The organism is Algoriphagus sp., assembly GCF_039969895.1.
Taxonomy (GTDB): Bacteria; Bacteroidota; Bacteroidia; order Cytophagales; family Cyclobacteriaceae; genus Algoriphagus.
Genome location: NZ_JBDVMZ010000017.1, coordinates 1 through 20,414 on the forward strand (window position 1 = coordinate 1; position 20,414 = coordinate 20,414).

Here is a 20,414-nt window from a genome sequence, read left to right on the forward strand (position 1 = left end):
TGTACCCGTTGCGGTAGCGGTATTGATCACCTCTCCCTTGTCCACATCTTCCTGTGTCACTTCGTAGCTAGTCATCACTGTAGCCGATTCGCCTGGTGCTAGTGTGCCTACGTTTTGTGTGAAGCCTGTCAATGGATCGGTCACCGTTACATTTGTTAAGGTTACGTTTCCAGTATTGGTCACGACAATCGTGTAAGGAATCACATCGCCAGCCTCTGCGTAGGTCGTAACGGTTGCTACTTTGTCAACTTCAAGAAGAGCCTTTTGGATAGCTTCAACTTCTGCTACATCAGAATCCACTACCTGAGTATTAGCCGGTGTGGTTCCTGTTGCTGTTGCCGTATTTATCACAGAACCTCTATCTAAGTCATTCTGATCTGTGCTATAGAACACAGTCAACGTTTCACTTTCACCAGGTTCTAAGCTTCCTATATTGGTATTCAACTCTGTCAATGGATCTACAATAGTCACATTATCCAAGGTTACATTTCCACTATTGGTTACTTCCAATGTGTAGGTGATTTGCTGCCCTGTGGCATCGAAAGTCTCCCTGTCAGCGGTTTTCTCCAATTGAATACCTGGATTTCTTATCGCCAGTACTTTTACTTCATCTGTGGCAACCAGAATTCTCTCGGCAGGAGTCACAGCATTTGCGGTAGCGATATTGGTGATAGATCCTGCATTCAAATCAGCTTGTTTCACCAGATAAGTTGAGCTGGTAGTTTTACTTTCACCAGGAGTTAATGTCCCTAGATTTTCGTCCAATTCAGTCAACGGATCCGTGATGATCACATTTGTGAGTGTCACATTTCCAGTATTGGTTACGGTCAGTGTGTAAGTGATTTGCTCATCCACTGCTTCGTAGAATTCCCTATCGGCAGTTTTCTCCAAAGTCAAATCTCCTGCACGAAGTGCCACAGCTATTGCCCGGTCATCATCCTCCACTTCACGCCCCAAATTAGTTGCTCCAGAAACCGTCGCAGTGTTCAGAACAAACCCACGGTCAATATCTGCCTGAGTAACCTCATAAGTCTCAACTAACGTAGTGGATGCTTGAGGAACTAATATCCCAACATTTTCATCAGTACCTGTGAGCTCATCTTTCACGGTCACATTTTCTAATGTAAGGTTACCAATATTTGTAACCTCAAGCGTGTACGTGATGACATCTCCTACTTCACGATAAAGCTTTGGCGAAGAAGTCTTGATAATCTCGATAGCGGGCTCGCCTCGGGCGAATACTCTAGCGTTGTCCTCATCCGAAACTGGCATTTCATCAGGATCTATCGCTGTAGCAGTAGCAACATTTAAAATAAATCTCCTCTCTAAATCTTCCTGCTTCACTGTATAAACCTCTGTAATCACTCGCGACACTCCCGGAGCGAAGGTGCCCAGCACTCGATCTAATCCAGTCAATGGATCTACCACTGTCACTTCACGAAGAGTAACATTCCCTATGTTGGTCACGGTGATCTGGTAGGTAATTCGATTACCTGGTTGATCGAAAATCAATGGACTGGCAGTTTTTTCAATAGCTATAGCTCCAGCTTGAAGTCCTGCTACGATTTCCGTCGCAGTATCTTCTACCGTCTCGTCTGTAGGAGTTTGACCGGTGGCAGTAGCGGTGTTTGTGATTTCACCACGGTCTAGGTCTGCTTGCTTGACGCTATATTGTGTAGTGAAGCTTGAGCTTTCTCCTGGCGCCAAAGTACCGACTGCTTGAGTCAGGTTAGTCAAAGGATCACTCACGACTACATCAGTCAGGGTCACATTACCCGTATTGGTCACTTCGAGTGTATAGATGATTTCTTCTCCCGCTTGCGCAAAGGAATTCCTATCAGCCACTTTGGTCAGAGAAATATCTCCCCGCTGATCTGCGAATACCTCAATGGAAGCCTCATCCGAAACTTGCTCTTCATTAGGATCAGTACCTACCGCTGTTGCAGTATTTGGAACAGACCCTTCATCAAGATCATCCTGAGTGATCTCATAAGTAGCAGTTATAGCTTGAGACTGTCCTGGCTCAAAGGTGCCAAGATTTCTATTCGTGAATGTCAATGGGTCGGTAATCGTCACCCGATCCAAGGTCACATTTCCAGTATTGGTCACCGTCAATGTATAAGTAATCACATCACCCACTTCATCATACACTGCCACATCAGCTGCCTTGGTGATTTCTAGTTCAGGACTTTGCAAAGCAGTCACTAGCTCATCATCTCGATCTTCTACCTGTACATTTTCTGGAGATTTACCATTAGCAAGGACTTCATTGACAAAGCTTCCTTCGTCTAAGTCTTCCTGAGTAATAGTGTGCGTAGTGATGAAGGATTCGCTCGTGTTCGGTTCAAGAGAAGTTATAGTCTCATTGAGTTCAGTTTGCGCATCTATAACATTCACACCACTTAAAGTCACATTTCCTGTGTTGGTCACGGTAATGGTGTAAGAAATCACCTCACCAACTTCAGAGTAAGTGGTTGGGTTAGCCACCTTTTCCACCTTGATATCCGGAGATTGTACAGCCGTCACCAACGCATTGTCGGAGTCATCTACTTGTCTGTTTGCCGGTGTAGTTGCTACTACATTAGCTGTATTTGGCACTTCACCATTGTCTAAGTCATCCTGATTGATCTCGTAGTTGAATGTGAATTCTTGGCTTTGGCCTACGGCCAATGTTGGGATCACTTGCTCAAAATCAACCAAAGGATCAGTGACTGTGACTCCCGTCAATGTAACATTTCCAGAGTTGGTCACCGTCAAGGTATATGGAATCAGATCGCCAACTTCATCGTAGGTATTGACACCAGCATCTTTGGTGATAGAAATATCACCTGCTCTCACTGCAAATACAATCGCTCTATCCAATTCATTGAGCTCTCGTTCTGCAGGAGTGGTAGCATTTACCCTAGCCGTATTTAACACAAATCCTCGATCAACATCTTCCTGCGTCACTGCATAAACCTCCACGTAACTTCTGCTTTGGCCAGGAGAAAGAGTTGGCAATGTCAACTCCAAGTCTGTGAGAGGATCAGTCACCACGAGATTTGTCAGCGTGACATTTCCTGTGTTTTCTATGCTGATCGTGTAAGAAATTTCATCCCCTGCATTTCTATACAGTCTAGGTGAAGGCGTCTTATCTATGCTGATTCTTCCTGCACGAATCGCGCGAACTGTAGCGTCATCCGCATCAGTCACTTCCTCGTTTTTTGGAGAAATACCACTTACCGTAGCTTCATTTCTCACCGAGCCAGCATCTACATCCGCCTGAGTAATCGTGTAAGAAGTCTGGATCACCTTGCTCGACTCCGGAGCTAGAGAACCAATGTTTCTATCCAGATTTGTCAATGGGTCTTTCACCGTCACATTATCCAAGGTAAGCGTCCCGATATTGGTTACTTCCAAGGTGTAATTGATCACCTGGCCAGCTCTCACATATACCAGCGGTCTGGCTGTTTTCACGATTTCGATCGCTGCTTCTCCATTGGCAAATACACGAACCTGATCTTTATCTGTCAACTTCTCATCCGCAGGAGTAAATCCTTCTACGGACGCATCGTTGATCACAAATCCGGCATCCACGTCTTCCTGCGTAATTGTGTAAGTAGTGGTGAAAACTTGTGATTCACCTGGCGCAAGTACTGCAAATGATTCATTAAATTCAGTCAACTCATCAACTACCGTCAGGTCATCAAGCGTCAGGTTACCTGTATTTGTCACCGTTAGAGTGTAGGTAATTACCTCTCCTGCTTCTTTGTAAATTCTAGGTCTAGCCGTTTTCTTCAGCTCAATAGATCCCAGCTGCAAAGCAGTCAAGACAATCGAGTCGTCATCCTGAACTGTGTCGCCATTTGGATCTTTACCAGTGGCACTCGCTGTATTTTCTCTGGAACCAAAATCTACATCAGCCTGCAAAATAGAATATGGACGAACGAAGGTCTGACTCTCGCCAGGAGCAAGTGTGCCAACTGACTCTTCCAATCCAGTCAACGGATCATTCACCTCTACTTCAGTCAAGGTCACGTTGCCGATGTTCGTCACCACTACTGTGTAATTGATGATTGTGCCAGCTGCGTCATAGGTAGTTGCATCAGCCGATTTGGCTACATCGATCAAGCCAAGCTGGATAGCTTCCACTTCAACAGTATCGTTATCCGTCACTTCCGTACCTTCTTTGCCCATCGCAACTACAGTAGCTGTATTGGTAATCAAACCTTCATCAATATTTGATTGCAGCACCTCATAGGTGGTATTGATCTCGACAGATTCCCCTGGAGCCAACTCACTAATCGGTGTATTCAACGCCGTCAACGGATCTGTAACTACTCCATCGACAAGAGTGATGTTGCCAACATTAGTAACCGTGATTGTGTAGTTAATCACTTGTCCGGCCTCATCCACAGAACTTACATCTGCGACTTTCACCAATTGAATCTCTGGTGATTGAACGGCAGTGACCGTGACATTAGCCTCGTCAGTTACCTCCGATTGATCTGGAGCTATGCCTAGTACACTGGCTTCATTTAGAATAAATCCATTGTCCACATCGTCCTGAGTGACGGTGTAGGAAGTATTCAAGGTAACTACTTGACCATCAGCTAACTCCTCTACTGAATCATCAAACCCTAACAATGGATCAAGCAGGGATGCAGGAGCCAATGTGACATTTCCCGTATTGGTGATTGTCAAAGAATAGTTGATTATCTCTCCAGCTGCTGAGTACGTTTCTCTATCGGCAGTTTTGACCAAAGAAATATCTGGTATCTGAACAGCTGGAACACTCACGGAAGCTTCATCGGTAAGTACCTCCCCAGCAGGGGATTTGCCTGTGGTAGTCGCTGTATTATCTACGGATCCCGCGTCCAAATCTTCCTGAGTCACTGTATGAGTAGTGGTGTAAGAAACCGAATTGGTTGGAGCCAAGGTTGGAATTCTCTCATTCAGACTTGTCAACGGATCTAGGACAGTGACCGGAGCTAAGGTGACATTTCCAGTATTTGTAACGGTAATGGTGTAAGTGATTACCTCTCCGACTGCGCTGTATTCTGCCAAGTCTGCTACTTTGGTGAGGGAGATTTCTCCATTTTGAATAGCAGGCACTTCCGCATCGTCCTGATCCTCCACTGTTCTATTCGCCGGAGTTACCGCCGTTACTGTCGCTTCATTCAGTACAAAACCTCGATCTAGGTCTGCTTGAGTAATCATGTATTCTGCAGGAATTTCCACCTCTTCTTCTGGAGCCAAACTATCGTCGAGCGTAATATCTGTGCCAGTTAGAGGATCTATAAGCTGTACTTCATCAAGGGTCACGTTCCCAACATTTCTGACTGTGAGGACATAAGTGATCACATCCCCGACTTCGTCATAGTCACTAGTAGTAGCTTCTTTCACTAGCTCAATTTCTCCATCTCTCCTGGCCACTACTACGGCCAAATCAGAATCGGAAATTATTCTATTAGCAGGAGTTGTAGCTTCCACACTGGCCGAGTTTACAATCAAACCTCGATCAACATCTGCTTGCTTAGTGATGTAGCTAGTTTCCAATTCCTCCGAGGCACCTGGCTCTAGAACCAAAATTGTCTCTGTGAAATTGGTCAGGGTATCAGTCACCACCAGGTTGCTCAGGGTGACATTTCCAGTATTTGTGATAGTCAATGAGTAAGGAATCTCCACGCCGTCTTCTGCGTAGGTTCTTACCAAAGGAGTTTTTACAATTGAAACTGAAGAGGATCGTCTGCCAAGCACAAGCGCCTGATCAGAATCTTCAATTTCCCGATCTCTTGGATCAAGACCTGTGACCTCAGCTGTGTTTCTGACAAATCCCGCATCCATATCTCCCTGAAGAATGATATAAGAAGTGGTGAAAATCTCCGTCTCTCCTGGAGCCAAACTGATTGCAGGGCTTGTGTATAAAGTCAGTGGATCATCAACGACCACATCTGTCAAAGTCACATTTCCTGTATTCGTGACAGTCAGCGTGTAATCAATCACATCGTCTGCTGAATTGTAAACCCGCTGAACTGGGGTTTTCACCAATTCAATCGCCGCAGATCTTATCCCCACTACCAAAGCAAAGCCTGAGTCAGAAACTACTTTTTCATCAGGATCAAGACTGGTCACTTCCGCCGTGTTTCGAATCAATCCTGCATCCAAATCTTCCTGAAGTGCCGTGTAGGTAGCAGAGAATTTGACGCTTTGCCCTGGGTTCAAGCTTCCCAATTCTTGATTGCTTATTCCTAACTTCAGATCAGAAAGTGAAATCTGAGTTAACGTCTGATTTCCAATATTGATTACTTCAAAATCATAGGTAATGATTTCTCCCGCCTCGTCGAAGACTCTAGGATTAGGCGATTTGATTAACTCGATCGCTGCAGCACCACGGATAAACACGCGAGCATCATCAGAATCTGACACTTCATCCTCATTCGGGTCAAGGGCGGTTACAGAAGCTGTATTTTTAAATGTCTCATTATTGACATCTGCCAAAGTGATCTCGTAAGTAGTATTGAGTTCAACCTCTTCACCTGGCTGTAGTACCCCGATAGATTCTGAGAAATTGGTATCATTATCTTCTACCTCTACTTCTGTAAGGGTGACGTTTCCGGTGTTTTTCACCACCAAGGTGTAAGAAATAATCTCTCCTGCCTCATCAAAAATTCGCGTATTGGCAGTTTTGGTGATTTCAATTTTGGCCACCTGAGCACCTATCACAGTCGCTTCATCCGCATCCTCCACTTCTACTCCATTAGCACCCGTCGCAGTAGCTGAAGCAGTATTCGTAAACGAACCTGTATTCATATCTTCTTGCGTGATGGTGTAAGAAGTAGCGTAAATAAAGGAGTCACCCGGAGCTAATGTGAGTTCTTGAACCGACAGATCTGTCTTAGGATCAAGAGTCGTGATATTTTCCAGCGTCACGTTGCCGGTATTCTCAACCGCTATCTGGTAAGAAATCACCTGACCTGCCGAAGAGTAAATCAACGGAGTAGCGCGCTTAGTCACTTCTATACTTACCACCTGGACCGCATCAGACTTCACAATTCCGAAGTCACTCACGGTTTGATTGTTTGGATCTATAGCCTCCACGGATGCCGTATTGACCACAATTCCGGTATCAATATCCTCCTGAGTTACTACATAGCTAGTAGATAGGTTGACTAGTTGGCCTGGGGCCAAAATTGGAATAATACGCGTAAAGCCCGTCAATGGATCGGTGACTTCTGCTTGTCTTAGCGTCACGTTACCGGTATTCTCAATTTTCAGATTATACTCGATCACTTGCCCTACTTCGCTGTAGGTGAGCTGAGCAGTTGTCTTTGTCAATTCTATGGCAGGAGTTTGATCTGCGTCTATTGTCACGGTAGCCGTGTCATCGACTTCAGACTCATCAGGAGCCACGCCCGTTACGGTAGCAATGTTGGTTACTGTACCTCTATTGACATCTGACTGCTTGATGGTGTATTCGGTGGTGATAGTTTGGGATTCTCCTGGTGCCAAATCACCAACAATCTCCGTAGTAGCTGTCATTGGATCGGTGATCGTCACATCAGTCAACGTCACATTACCAGTATTCGTAGCGGTCAGCGTATAAGTCACTAGATCACCCGCTGCATCATAGCTTTCAACATTTGCCGTTTTCTCCAGCGTAATCTCTGGAGATTGTACTGCTGTGACAATCGCCTCAGCCTGATCAGTTACTAGTCTATTCTTTGGATCAGTTCCTCTGACTCTGGCCGTATTGTCCACCAGTCCATTATCCAAATCCGCCTGATCAATTACATATCGAGTAGTTCCAGATTTAGATTCTCCTGGCTTCAATTGACCTACATTTCTATTGAGTCCGGTCAATGGATCTACTACCGTAACATCTTCCAAGGTCACATTACCAGTGTTCGTAGCTACGAGGGTATAAGTGATTTGATCCTCCACTGCAGAGTAGGTAGCTCTATCTGCCACCTTTGTCAGTTCAATAGCTGGATTTTGCGAAGCTCTCACCCGAACTTGATCGTCGTCTGTGACGGTAGATCCGTTCGGTGTTCTACCTACAGTAGAGGCACTATTTAAGATAGAGCCATTGTCCAGATCGTCTTGAGTCACGCTGTACGTTTCAGTAAACTCCTCTGACTGGCCTGGAGCCAAAACACTAACCTGCGTACCAAATCCAGTCAATGGATCAGTGACATTTACTCTAGTCAACGTCTGATTGCCAGTATTGGTAACTATCAAGGTGTAAGAAATCATCTCACCTACCTCAGAATAAATCTCACGATCGGCTACTTTCTCTAGTAAAATTTCAGGGTTTTGGACCGCATCCACACGAACTTGATCCTTATCAGAAACCAGGTCGCCTGCTGGAGTTTTTCCTTCAGCCGTCACTGTATTTGGCACAAAGCCAAGATTCAAATCCTGTTGCTTGATGGTGTAAGTGGTAGTGATAGTTTTGCTCTCACCTACTGCCAAGGAATTGAAGCCTTGACTTAGGTTGGTCAAAGGATCTTTCACTGTAACTGGCTTGAGTGTCACATTTCCTGTATTAGTCACCGTGATGGTGTAAGTGATTACATCACCTACTGCATCATAGGTAGTGACATCAGCTACTTTTTCCACTTCTATCTCACCATTCTGAATCGCAGGAACCTTGGCAAAATCTTCATCGCTAACAGTTCTGTTAGCTGGGGATTTACCGTTGGTAATTGCTGTATTTTCCACAAAACCTCTATCGACATCGGCTTGATTTACTTCATATGTCGTAGTGAAGGTCTGGCTTTCACCTGGCTCTAGCGATTCAATACGCTGATCAAATCGGGTGAGCGGATCCACTACTTCCACGTCAGTCAAGGTGACATTACCCGTATTGGTGACGGTGAGTGTGTATTCAACCTGCTCTCCAACTGTAGTGTATTCGGTAGTGATAGCCGTTTTCTCTAGCGAAATAGCGGCTGATCTATTAGCCAAAACTAGCGCATCATCTGAATCTGTGACCATGCGGTTAGCTGGAGTGGTTCCTTCTACGGAGGCAATATTTCGGATAAATCCTCGATCTAGATCTTCCTGAGTAGTCAAGTAATTTGTCTCAAGATCCACCACTTCAGCAGGCGCCAACTCGCCTATCACTTCAGTAAATCCAGTCAATGGATCTGTCACGATCACATTGGTCAGGGTCACGTTACCTGTATTGATTACTTGTAAGTCATAGGTCAACGAAGCATTGACTGCATCAAAAACTCTGGTCTGAGGTGTCTTCCTGATAGCAACGCTCGCTTGCCTTCTGGCTAGAAGTCTGGCGTTGTCTTGATCAGTGACCAACTTATTGGCAGGAGTGCTACCTTCCGTAGTTGCCTCGTTTACAAGGAAACCCCGGTCAATATCCTCTTGGGTGATAAAGTAATTCAACGTCACTACTTCACTTTCTCCAGGCTGAAGGGTTGCTATCACTGGAACATCAATATCCTCAGTCAATGGATCAGAGAAGGTGACATCGGTCAAAGTGACGTTTCCAATATTCGTGATAGTCAAGGTGTAGGTGATCTCCTCACCCACTTCAGCATAGATCAATTTATCCGCGACTTTGTCTATGGAAATAGCTCCAGCTCTTCTGCCCAAGACTCTGGCGTCGTCCGAGTCAAAAACTCGACTAGAGTTAGGAGCCAGTGCTACTACATTCGCATTGTTGAATACAAAACCTGCATTCATATCTTCTTGCGAGGTAATATAGGTCACTTCAAAGGTGGTACTTTCATTTGGTGCCAAAGAAACTGGACTGCTTTGATCGCCAGTCTTTTGATCAAAAATTATCACGTTTGTCAGATCCTGCTCGCCAATATTAGTAGCAACCAACGTGTAGGTAAGTTGCTGACCTGCCTGATCAAATATCAGCGGAGAGGCTGTCTTTTCTAATTCAATAGCTGGCTGGCCAGAAATGAAGACCAAGGCATCATCTCGATCAGAAACCTGAGATCCATCTGGAGTAGTGCCCGTGGCAGTAACTTCATTCGAGAATCTATTATTATCCACATCCTGCTGCTGAATGGTATATTCTGTAGAATAGCTTACAGACTGACCTGGAGCAAAGCTTGGAATAGTTTCAGTGAAACCTGTCTTTGGATCTACTACGGACACATTGGTCAAGGTCACATTTCCAGTATTAGTGACCACAATTTCGTAGGTGATGACCTCACCCAGTGAATTGAAGAATTTAGGAGAAGCATTTTTAGTTACTTCAATTCCAGGACTTATCTGTGCAATAATCCTCGCCTGATCCACATCATTCACCAACTCATCTTGGGTGGTGAATCCTTGAGCAGTAGCTTCATTGTCCACAAATCCATTATCCACATCTGTTTGCGTAGTGGTATAAGTCGTGGTGAAAATCTCTGTTTGTCCAGGTACCAAAGTCGGTATAGTCGTCGTAAACGAAGTTAAAGGATCGTTCACCTCTACTTCATCTAGGGTAAGGTTACCGTTATTAGTTACCGTTAGTGTATAGGTGATCTGCGTGTCAGGTGCATTGTAAACTTTAGGAGCAGGTGTCTTGACGATCTCGATGCTTCCATTTCTTAGCGCATCCACGGTGACGTCGTCTGTATCTGTCACCTCTTCATTGGTTGGGGTGAATCCATTAGCAGTCGCTGTATTTAAGATTACGCCATTGTCCAGGTCAGCTTGTGTGACTTGGATACTGGTCGCAAACTCTTCGCTTTGGCCTGGTGCCAAAGAAGCAATCTGCTCATTCAATCCAGACAATGGATCTGTAGCAGTGACGTCAGTCAAGGTGACATTTCCAATATTGGTAACAGTAATGGTGTAGTTGATCACCTCATCTAATGCCTCATACTGCTGACGGTCTGCAACCTTCACAATCTCAATTGCCCCGTTCTGAATCGCTTCCACCAGTTCTTCAGCTTCAGCTTCTACTACTTCGCTATTAGGGTCCAAACCTTGTGCTGATGCCGTGTTTGGAATCGAGCCAGTATCCAAATCTTCCTGAGTCACTCCATCGTAATTCACCGTGATAGAGGTGGACTCTCCTGGATTTAGGCTACCTACATTTTGCTGAGTCGTTCCCGTGAGCTCATCGGTAATCTTGATATCGGAGACAGTCACGTTTCCAGTATTGGTCACGATAAGTTCATAGCTCAAGATCTCATCTACTTCTGCATAGGTTGGAGCAAGTGCATTTTTCTCCAGACCAATAGAAGCTGACTGTACGGCTGGAACAATTACTTCATTAGAAGTAGCTGGAACTGCGTCATTATTGGTGTCTTTTCCTTCAGCTGTTGCAGTATTGGCATAAGATCCATCATTGATGTCTTGGAGCACTACCTCATGTTGAGCTGTGACCGTTGCTGTTTCTCCTGGAGCCAATTTTGCAATCGGACTTCCTGAGGTAATTACAGCCTTCGGTTCGGTGATCACAATATCCGTCAGCGTAACGTTTCCAGTATTTTCAACCAAAAACTCATAGCTGATCACATCTCCTTGCTCATCGTAGAATAGGGTAGAACTTGACTTGGTCAATGCAAGTGATGGCTCCTGAACAGCCGGTACAATGACTTCATTTGAAGTATTATTGACGGTCACATTTTTAGGGCTGACCGCTATGACTGAGGCAGTATTTCTGTATTCGCCAGCGTCCAGATCGGCTTGAGTTACCACATGCTCACCGGTAAGGGTGATTTCTTCTTCTGGTGCCAAAGTAGCCACAGGGTTAGCACTCAGGATGGTAGCTTTCGGATCGGAAAGTGTGATATCAGTCAGCGTGACATTCCCTGTATTTTTTATCGTAAATGTGTATTCTATCACATCACCCACTTCATCGTAATCTGAGGTGCTACTTGCTTTAGTTACTGAAATAGATGGGTTTTGTACTGCGTTCAGTGTGACTTTATTCGTAGTCGTAGTGATCGGATCTCCTGTTTTCAAAAGTCCTGTAGCAGTTGCTTGATTCATATAGGAACCTGCATCAAGGTCTTCCTGCGTAACGATATGCTCTGCCGTCGCCTCATAGGAGGTAAAGGGATCAATAACAGGAATAGGATTTTCACTGGTGATCTCAGCCTTTGGATCAACTATCTCCACATCGAAGAAAGAGACATTACCCGTATTATTGACAGTGATCGTATAATTGATCACCTCTCCCACAAAGGAATAAGTGCTCTGAGGGGAAGATTTCGATGAGGAAATAGAAGGGTTTTGTACCCCAGTGATTCGCTCTACTGCCAGCGCCTGAATAGGATTTTCGTTGAAATCATTGCCTTTGGCAACAGCCACGTTGATGATTTGACCTCGGTCAACATCCAATTGAATAACTGAATAAGTCAAGTTCTCGAATTCCCGAGATTCTCCAGGCTGAAGCGTACCTAGGTTTGTACTGTAGCCAAGTTTGGCATCTTCTACTACGATATTATAAATGGTCACATTACCGGTATTGGTAACGGTGATATCGTAAGTCAAAACTTCATCAGGGTTGAGGAATCCTGTCTGATTCACTGACTTAACGACTTCAAGTTTTGGGTTTTGTGCACCATTGATCACCTCAGTATCTTCATCGGTAATTTCCTGCCCATTTTTGGTCAGACCTATCGCGGAAGCAGTATTTGAAATGGAGCCTAGGTTGAGATCATCCTGAACTACCTCATAGGTTTCCGTATAGCTTTTGCTTTCACCTGGAGCCAATTCATCAATGGTGTCATTGAGATCCGTATTTGGATCTTCTACCACTACATCCGTGAGTGTCATGTTGCCGGAATTGGTCACCGTAATGGTGTAAGTCAATACCTCTCCTACTTCAATGAAACCAGATTTATCGACAGTCTTTACTACATCAAGTTGAGGATTGACTGCGGCGTTCACTACTTCGGTATCTTCAAGATCTGCTAGATCCCCACCAGCTGGAGTGGCTGTGGCAGATGCCGTATTGGAGAAAGATTCGTTGTCTATATCCGCTTGACTTACGGTGTATTTTGCAGCATATTTCCAGATCTCTCCCACATCCAAGACTCCGTCGGTATCCAAATCACCCGAACGATAAGTAGGACCGGATTGCACAAATGGATCTACGATCACCACATCTGCAATGGAGACATTTCCATTGTTCTCTACAGTGATTTCGTAATTCAAGACATCCCCCGGAGAGTCATAAGTATTTGGAGATGTTATGCTCTTTTTCTTCAAAATCCAACTTGGATTCTGAATAGCATTTACCACCTCAGAGTCTGTAATCTGAGGCAGAGAACCTCCTGCCGGCTTACCTATTGCTTTTGCTATATTTTCAAAACTACCTGCGTCAATATCTGCCTGAGTCACCGTATGCGTAGCCTCATATACCCACACTTCGTTGACATCCAGCTCACTATCGCTGTCGGTATCTCCAGCTAGGTAAGTAGGTCCAGTGCTCGCTTTGGCATCCGTTACCACTACATTTCGGATAGAAACATTCCCTACGTTTTCCAGTACGATTTCATAGGTAAGCTCCTCACCGACCTGAGAATAGGTACTTGGGTTATTGGTGTTGGTTTTGCTGATCGTCCAGCCGGGATTTTGATTGGCCGGGACGGTAGAATTACCATCTTTTGAAATGGCTCCGCCATTGGCAACCATTCCACTACCGGTCGCAGTGTTTTTAAATTCCCCATTGTCAATATCTTCCTGAGTGACTACATAGGAAGCGGTATAATTCCAGGTCTCATCTACTTGCAAGATCCCGTCCCCATTATCCCCATCTATATAGGTCAAGTCTGCTACTTTAGGATCTAGCAGCTTGGCATCATTGATGGTGATATTTCCTGTGTTGGAAAAAGATATGTCGTAATTAATCACATCTCCAGGTTGATCGAAGCTAGATCTATCTGCAAATTTCTCAACGGTGATTTCTGGATTTCTGCTCGCAAAAACTATTCTGCTAGCAGAACTGGATATTGGATTATTATTAAAATCTCTACCTGTAAGTGTGGCCGTATTTGGCACATTCCCCCTATCCAAATCTTCCTGAGTAGTCACATAAGTACCTGTGAATTGTTCACTTTCTCCTGGCGCCAAGTCAAAAGGACTGGATTCCAATCCTATCCTTGGATCTTTCACCACCAGCTCAAATAGTGTCAAATTACCCGTATTTCTAACCGTAATCGTGTAGTCAAGCGGGTCAGTAGGCATAGCATAAGTACTTTGAGCCACTGTTTTGGTAAAAATAAACCTTGGATTCTTGGCTGCAGAAACTGTCTCATCTGCACTAGTTTCCACCGGGTTATCGTAGTAATCATCACCCTTGGCAGTTGCAGTGTTGGTAACAAAGCCTACATCTACATCCGCTTGATTGACTTCGTATTGAACCTCGACCGAAGTTGATTCCCCTGGATCCAAGTCGCCAATGTTCTGATCATATCCAGTAAGTGGGTCTTCCAACTGGATATCGAAAATAGTTACATTCCCAGAGTTTGTTACCGTAAGGGTATAGTTCAAGATATCTCCATCAAACTCATATCCTCCTTCAGCGACTACCTTCTCCATCACTAATTGAGACGTCTGCGTACCACGAATGAGTTCTGTATCAGAATCACCTACATCTTCATTTTCTGGACCTTTGGCCGTTACTGTGGCGGTATTTTCTATAAAACCAATATTTAGGTCCTCTTGGGTCACAAGATAGGTTTGATTGAAAGTTTGGCTTTGGCCAGCGGCCAAAGTAATGGTTTCATTCAAGCCAACTTTCGAGTCAACTACATTGACAGAAGTCAGATCAGTAGAGCCGGTATTTCGAACCGTGATCGTGTAATTCAGTACTTGACCTTTTTCAAAGTATCCAAACTCATCTACTTCCTTTTCTATCTCAATTCTAGACTCTGGATCTTCACCTATATTAGAAGAGTCTCCATCATCAGTATCATTTCCATTAGGGTCTTTACCCGTAGCTGTAGCGGTATTATTTACAAAGCCGTTGGTTTCATCCTGAGCTGTAATGGTATAATCAAACGTATAGGTGAAGGACTCGCCGGGTGCGAGGTCACCGATATTCGTAGTATTATTAGGGTCTAAGGGATCATCGATGACGATATCAGAGATGGTTTGATTTCCATCATTCGTCACCGTTATGCTATAAGTCAATACCTGACCTTCTTCTACCGGGCCTGCAGGACTTACAGATTTGTTGACCTTGAGCGAAGGATTTGAAGCTCCATTGATGATCTCATCTATAGAATCCTCTACCGTGTTGCCGTTGGAATCTTCACCACTTGCCTCTGCAGTATTGGAAATAAACCCATTATCCACATCCTCCTGAGTTACTGTATAGGTAGTGGTGAAAGTAATCGATTGACCAGGTTCTAAAACATCGATTGATTCATCCAAGCCAGTTTTGTTATCTAGTACTTCGATTGTCTCTATGGTAGTGTTTCCAGTATTAGTGACTACAATGGTGTAAGTAATTTCATCTCCAGCTTTGGTGAATCCTCCCTGATTGGCAGTTTTGGTAATGGTTAGATCTTCTGTTACTGCTCCGTCAATAGAAATACTTGCATTATCATCTACATTCTGACCGTTTGGATCTTTGGAAGTCACTTCTACATCATTGGTGACCGTTCCATTGTTGATGTCCTCCTGGGTGACTGTATATTCTACCTCAATTTCTACAGACTCACCTGGAGCTAAAGAAGGAATGGTTTGATCCGTTTCTGTCAAAGGATCTGTTACTTGGACATCTGTCAAGGTTACGTTTCCAGTGTTGGTAACCGTGATGGTATAAGTCAAGACATCACCTGCTTCTTCATATCCCAACTCTGCTAGGGACTTATCTACTGTTATGGATGGCTGCTGATCAGCGGTAGAAGTTGCATCATCAGTGTCTGTGGTTTCGGTTCCATCTGGACCAGTTCCGCCTGCATCGGCTGTGTTAGTAATACTTCCATTATCTACATCTTCTTGCGACACCGTGACGCTACCAGTATAGGTAAGCTCATCGCCCGCGGCCAAATCAAGCCCTGTTTCATTTAGCCCAATAATTTCATCCGAAACAAAAACATCGGACAAATCCACATTCCCTGTGTTTTTGACCGTAATCGTGAAGGTCAAGGTTACTCCATCTTCATCGTAAGTAGCCTGATCAACTGACTTATCTACATTGATTTCAGTGATCTGATTGGCTTCCACTACTTCCTCACCTTCGGCAGGATCCAAATCCAGACCGGTTGGAGGTGTACCATTGGCAGTAGCAGTATTTTCAAAACTTCCATTGTTAATATCCTCCTGAGTTACTGTGTAGGTCGTCTCATAAACCCAAGTTTCTCCCGGATCCAGGATATTATTTGCGTTAGCATCTCCAGAAACCAACTCAGGATCAGAAGTCTTCGGATCATCAACTGCTACGTCTGATATGGATACGTTACCTGTATTTTCTACTTCTATGGTGTAGGTAATTACCTCACCTACTGTTTCATACGTCTCTCTGTCGGCAGTTTTGGTCAGTTCCCACTCTGGGTTCTGATCGGCATCTACCGTCTCCGAGTCATCAATATCTGGAAGTGTACCTCCGCTCGCTGTTCCATTTGCACTAGCTGTATTAGTGAAAGATCCGGAATCTATGTCAGACTGCTTCACGGTATATGTGGCGGTAAAAATCCACGTTTCTCCCACGTCCAATACTGAATCCCCATCTGAATCTCCAGAAGAATATGTCGGAGGAGTGGTAGCTCCTGGGTCAAAAACATCGACATTACTTATGGAAACGTTCCCGGTGTTGGTTACCGAGATGTCGTAGGTAATCACTTCACCCGCGACTGTATATTCCTTAGGGTCGTTGGTGGCTGTTTTCTCCATTTCCCACGCTGGGTTTTGGATAGCCGTAGAATTAGCTTCATCTGTCTCATCGGCTAGGTTCCCCGATTCAGTTTCTCCACTGGCAGTGACTGAATTGGTGACACCGCCATTATCGATATCCTCCTGAGTCACCTCATAAACAGCAGTGAAAGTCCAGACCTCTCCCACATCAAAAATCTCATCTGAGTCCAAATCTCCAGAAACATACTGTGGACCACCCGGAATCAGTGGGTCGTTGAGTTGTAAATTGGTGATGGTAATGTTGCCGGTATTAGAAACTACAAAAGTGTATGTCAGCTCTTCACCGACGGTATCAAACTCAGCCTTATCTACCTCCTTGGTAATTTCCATTTTTGGGGTCTGAGCGGCATTGATGGTTTCTGAATCTATGGAAGGAATATTGGCTCCACTTGGACCGGTACCGTTCACGCGCACCGTATTTTCTAATGAACCTCTATCTACATCTTCCTGAGTGACTGTATAGGTCAATTCTATAGTATAACTCTCCCCTGGTGCCAAAACATCCACTGTCTCATTAATTCCAGCTTTTGGGTCTTCGATGACTACGTTGGTAAGAGTTTGATTACCCGTATTGGTGACCACTATGGTGTAGTTCAGCACTTCACCAGCTTCGTCAAAGCCTGATTCATCGACGGTTTTCTCGGTAGAAAGCTGACCATTTCGTGTGCCTTTCAGAGTGGCAGAAGATTCTACATCTTCCAACTCTCCACCTGAAGGATCTCCAGCTGCAGTCACGGTATTGGTAAATTCTCCAGCATCAAGATCTTCCTGAGTAATCTGATGCTCTGCTGAATAGGTCCAGGTTTCTCCTACATCGAGAATATCATCCTCATTCAGACTTTTGGAAACAATATCCGGACCTTGAGACGCCAATGGGTCAGAAACGACCACATTCGAAATAGATACATTCCCAGTATTCGAAAGGATGATCTCATACGTCAGCACATCGTCGGTGGAAGAAAATCCGTCTTCATTGACGCTCTTAGAAATATTCCACTCAGGATCTTGAACTGCCGGAACTGTAACATCCCCTGTCGCATCATCCAAATCTCCGCCTGGGGCAGTTCCCGATGCTGAAGCTTCGTTGAAAAACTCCCCTGCATCCACGTCCTGTTGAGTGACTACATACGAAGCAGTGTAAATCCAAATTTCTCCCGGTTCCAAAACATCATTCGCATTTTGATCGCCAGACTTATAAGTGGGTCCCGTGGAGACCTTGTCGTCAGTCACGACCACGTCCGAAATACTCACGTTACCAGTATTTTCTACTCTAATCTCATAATTGATCGTTTGACCAGCTGCGTCAAAAGATGCTGGATTTGGATTGGTCACTTTGGTGAGCGTCCAGCCTTGGGTCTGCACTGCATCAATCAGTAGTTCATCTGAAACAGGCTCTAAACTTCCCCCAGCAGGATCACCCGAAACAGAAGCTTCGTTAGTGAATGAGCCATTATCCAAATCAGCCTGGGTGATGGTGTATTCAGCTTCAAAAACCCAAGTTTCTCCAGGGTTAAGTTTTTTGTCCGAATTATCATCACCTGAGATTAAAGTTGGTTCATTTGAAGCCTGCGGATCAGAAACTACCACATTACTTATAGACACATTCCCCGTATTTTCCACTTCTATAGAATAGGTAATCTTTTCACCCAATTCCGAATACGAAGTAGCATCAGAGGTCTTAGCTATTGTCCAGGAAGGATCAGGAACAGCAGTATCTGTTTCAGAATCAGACACTGAATCAATTGAGCCAAAAGTCAACTTCCCACTTGCACTTACATTATTGGTGAAAGCACCTGCATCCAAGTCTTTTTGAGTGATCGTACGCGTCGCCACGTAGGTCCATGTTTCACCCACATCTAGAATAGCATTGCCATCGTCACCACTTGTTAAAGTCGGGCCAGTCGAAGCGTCAGGATCTGTGACCTGTACATCTTTGATGCTTACATTTCCGGTATTTTTAAGAATGATTTCATATTCGATTTCATCCCCTACCGCATCAAATTCGGTGATAGTGCTAGATTTAGCGATTGTCCAGCTAGGGTTCAAGGAAGCCATTACGCTTTCAGAAGCAGTCGCATCTGCGAGGTTTCCTGCCACTGGAGTTCCTGTGGCCGTTGCTTGATTGGTGAAGCTGCCCGCGTCAATATCCTCCTGCGTCACTTCATAGCTAGCTTGAAAAGTCCAGCTTTCTCCCACATCCAGGACATCGTCGTTATTTCCATCACTCGACACGAAGTCTGGACCTGAAGTAGCTTTAGGGTCCAAAACTTCAACATCCGAAATGGATACATTCCCTGTGTTTTTTACTACGAGTGTATAGTTGATTTCATCCCCAAGCTGAGCATAGCTTGATTCAGTGGCTGTTTTAGTGAGAGAAAAAGAAGGTGTGGAAACTGGCGTGATCAGTTGCGAATCAGAATCATTGGAAGCATCTGTATCGGCTTCATCTACCTCAGAAATTTGCGCTGTGTTTTCATAGGAACGGCCCTGAGTTGGTTCTAGAACTCTTGCTGTTATTTTTAAAGTAGCCGTAAGGCCCTCAGATAAATTACCGATGCTCCAATTCCCCGAATTCTCATCGTAGGTGCCTTGTGCGGTTTGGTCAGATACGAATTCAAATCCATTTGGCAACACATCTTCCACCACAACCGCATTGGCAAGGGAAGGCCCATTGTTTTTCACCGCTATGGTAAAAGTAATTTCTGAACCGACCGCAGGATTAGCATTATTCACCGTCTTGTTTACCTGAAGATCTACTTGCGGTACCGGAACGAGCGTGATCGATTGAGAATTATTAGTAAGATTGACGTCCGTTTCATCGGAGGTTACTGATGCGGAGTTTTGAAAATTACCAGAACCTTTAATGCGAACTATAATGTCAATTGACTTAGAGTCTCCGGCATCCAAATCACCAATAGTCCATTGACCAGAATTCACATCATAGCTACCCCCGCTGTTATCCGATTGGTACGTAAAACCACTTGCTAGTTGGTTTTCAACTTGGACATTGGTAGCCAGGTCAGATCCATTGTTTGCTACGGTAAGCGTAAAAGTGACAAGGGAACCAGCATTAGGTGTGAGGCTACTTGCAGATTGGGATAGAGATAAATCAGCATCCAAATAGGTTCCAGCAAACTCAGTCTTAACCATTTCATCGGGTGATGCAGCCAGAAGATTTCCCTTGGAAAAAAGGCAAAATAACACTGCAAGAACTGTAAAAAACCTAAGCTTTAATAAAGGCTGATTTTTCATAAAGTGAATCAGATTTAGTTGTCCCTCGACTAGGAAAGCATTAAAGTATTGAAAAAGCATACGTAGAAGATTAAAGTCAATAAGGTCTAATAAAACTTCCAAGGAGGAATTTGGGTGATCAAAAATCCTCAATTAAGGATGTTAAATATAGTGAAAAATAGAGGCCAATAAACAATAAACTGAAGATAGTTCAACTCAGATTCGGAACAATTCAATCGAGGCTCGCAAGGTTTTTAAGTGTTAAAAAATAATTTATTTGAATGATTTGCAGCTATTTAAGTATAAAAAATCAAAAATATCCACTCATAAACTATGAACAAGGTTCAATAACGGAAGAGGTA

General features: G+C 44.3%; 1 protein-coding gene. It reads right to left on the reverse strand.

Annotated elements, in window-relative coordinates; all coding sequences use genetic code 11:
* A partial coding sequence (locus ABJH64_RS13800) for a hypothetical protein (protein WP_348358202.1) occupies positions 1-20,073 on the reverse strand: 20,073 nt, incomplete at its 3' end.
* Positions 20,074-20,414: the final 341 nt, after the last annotated feature.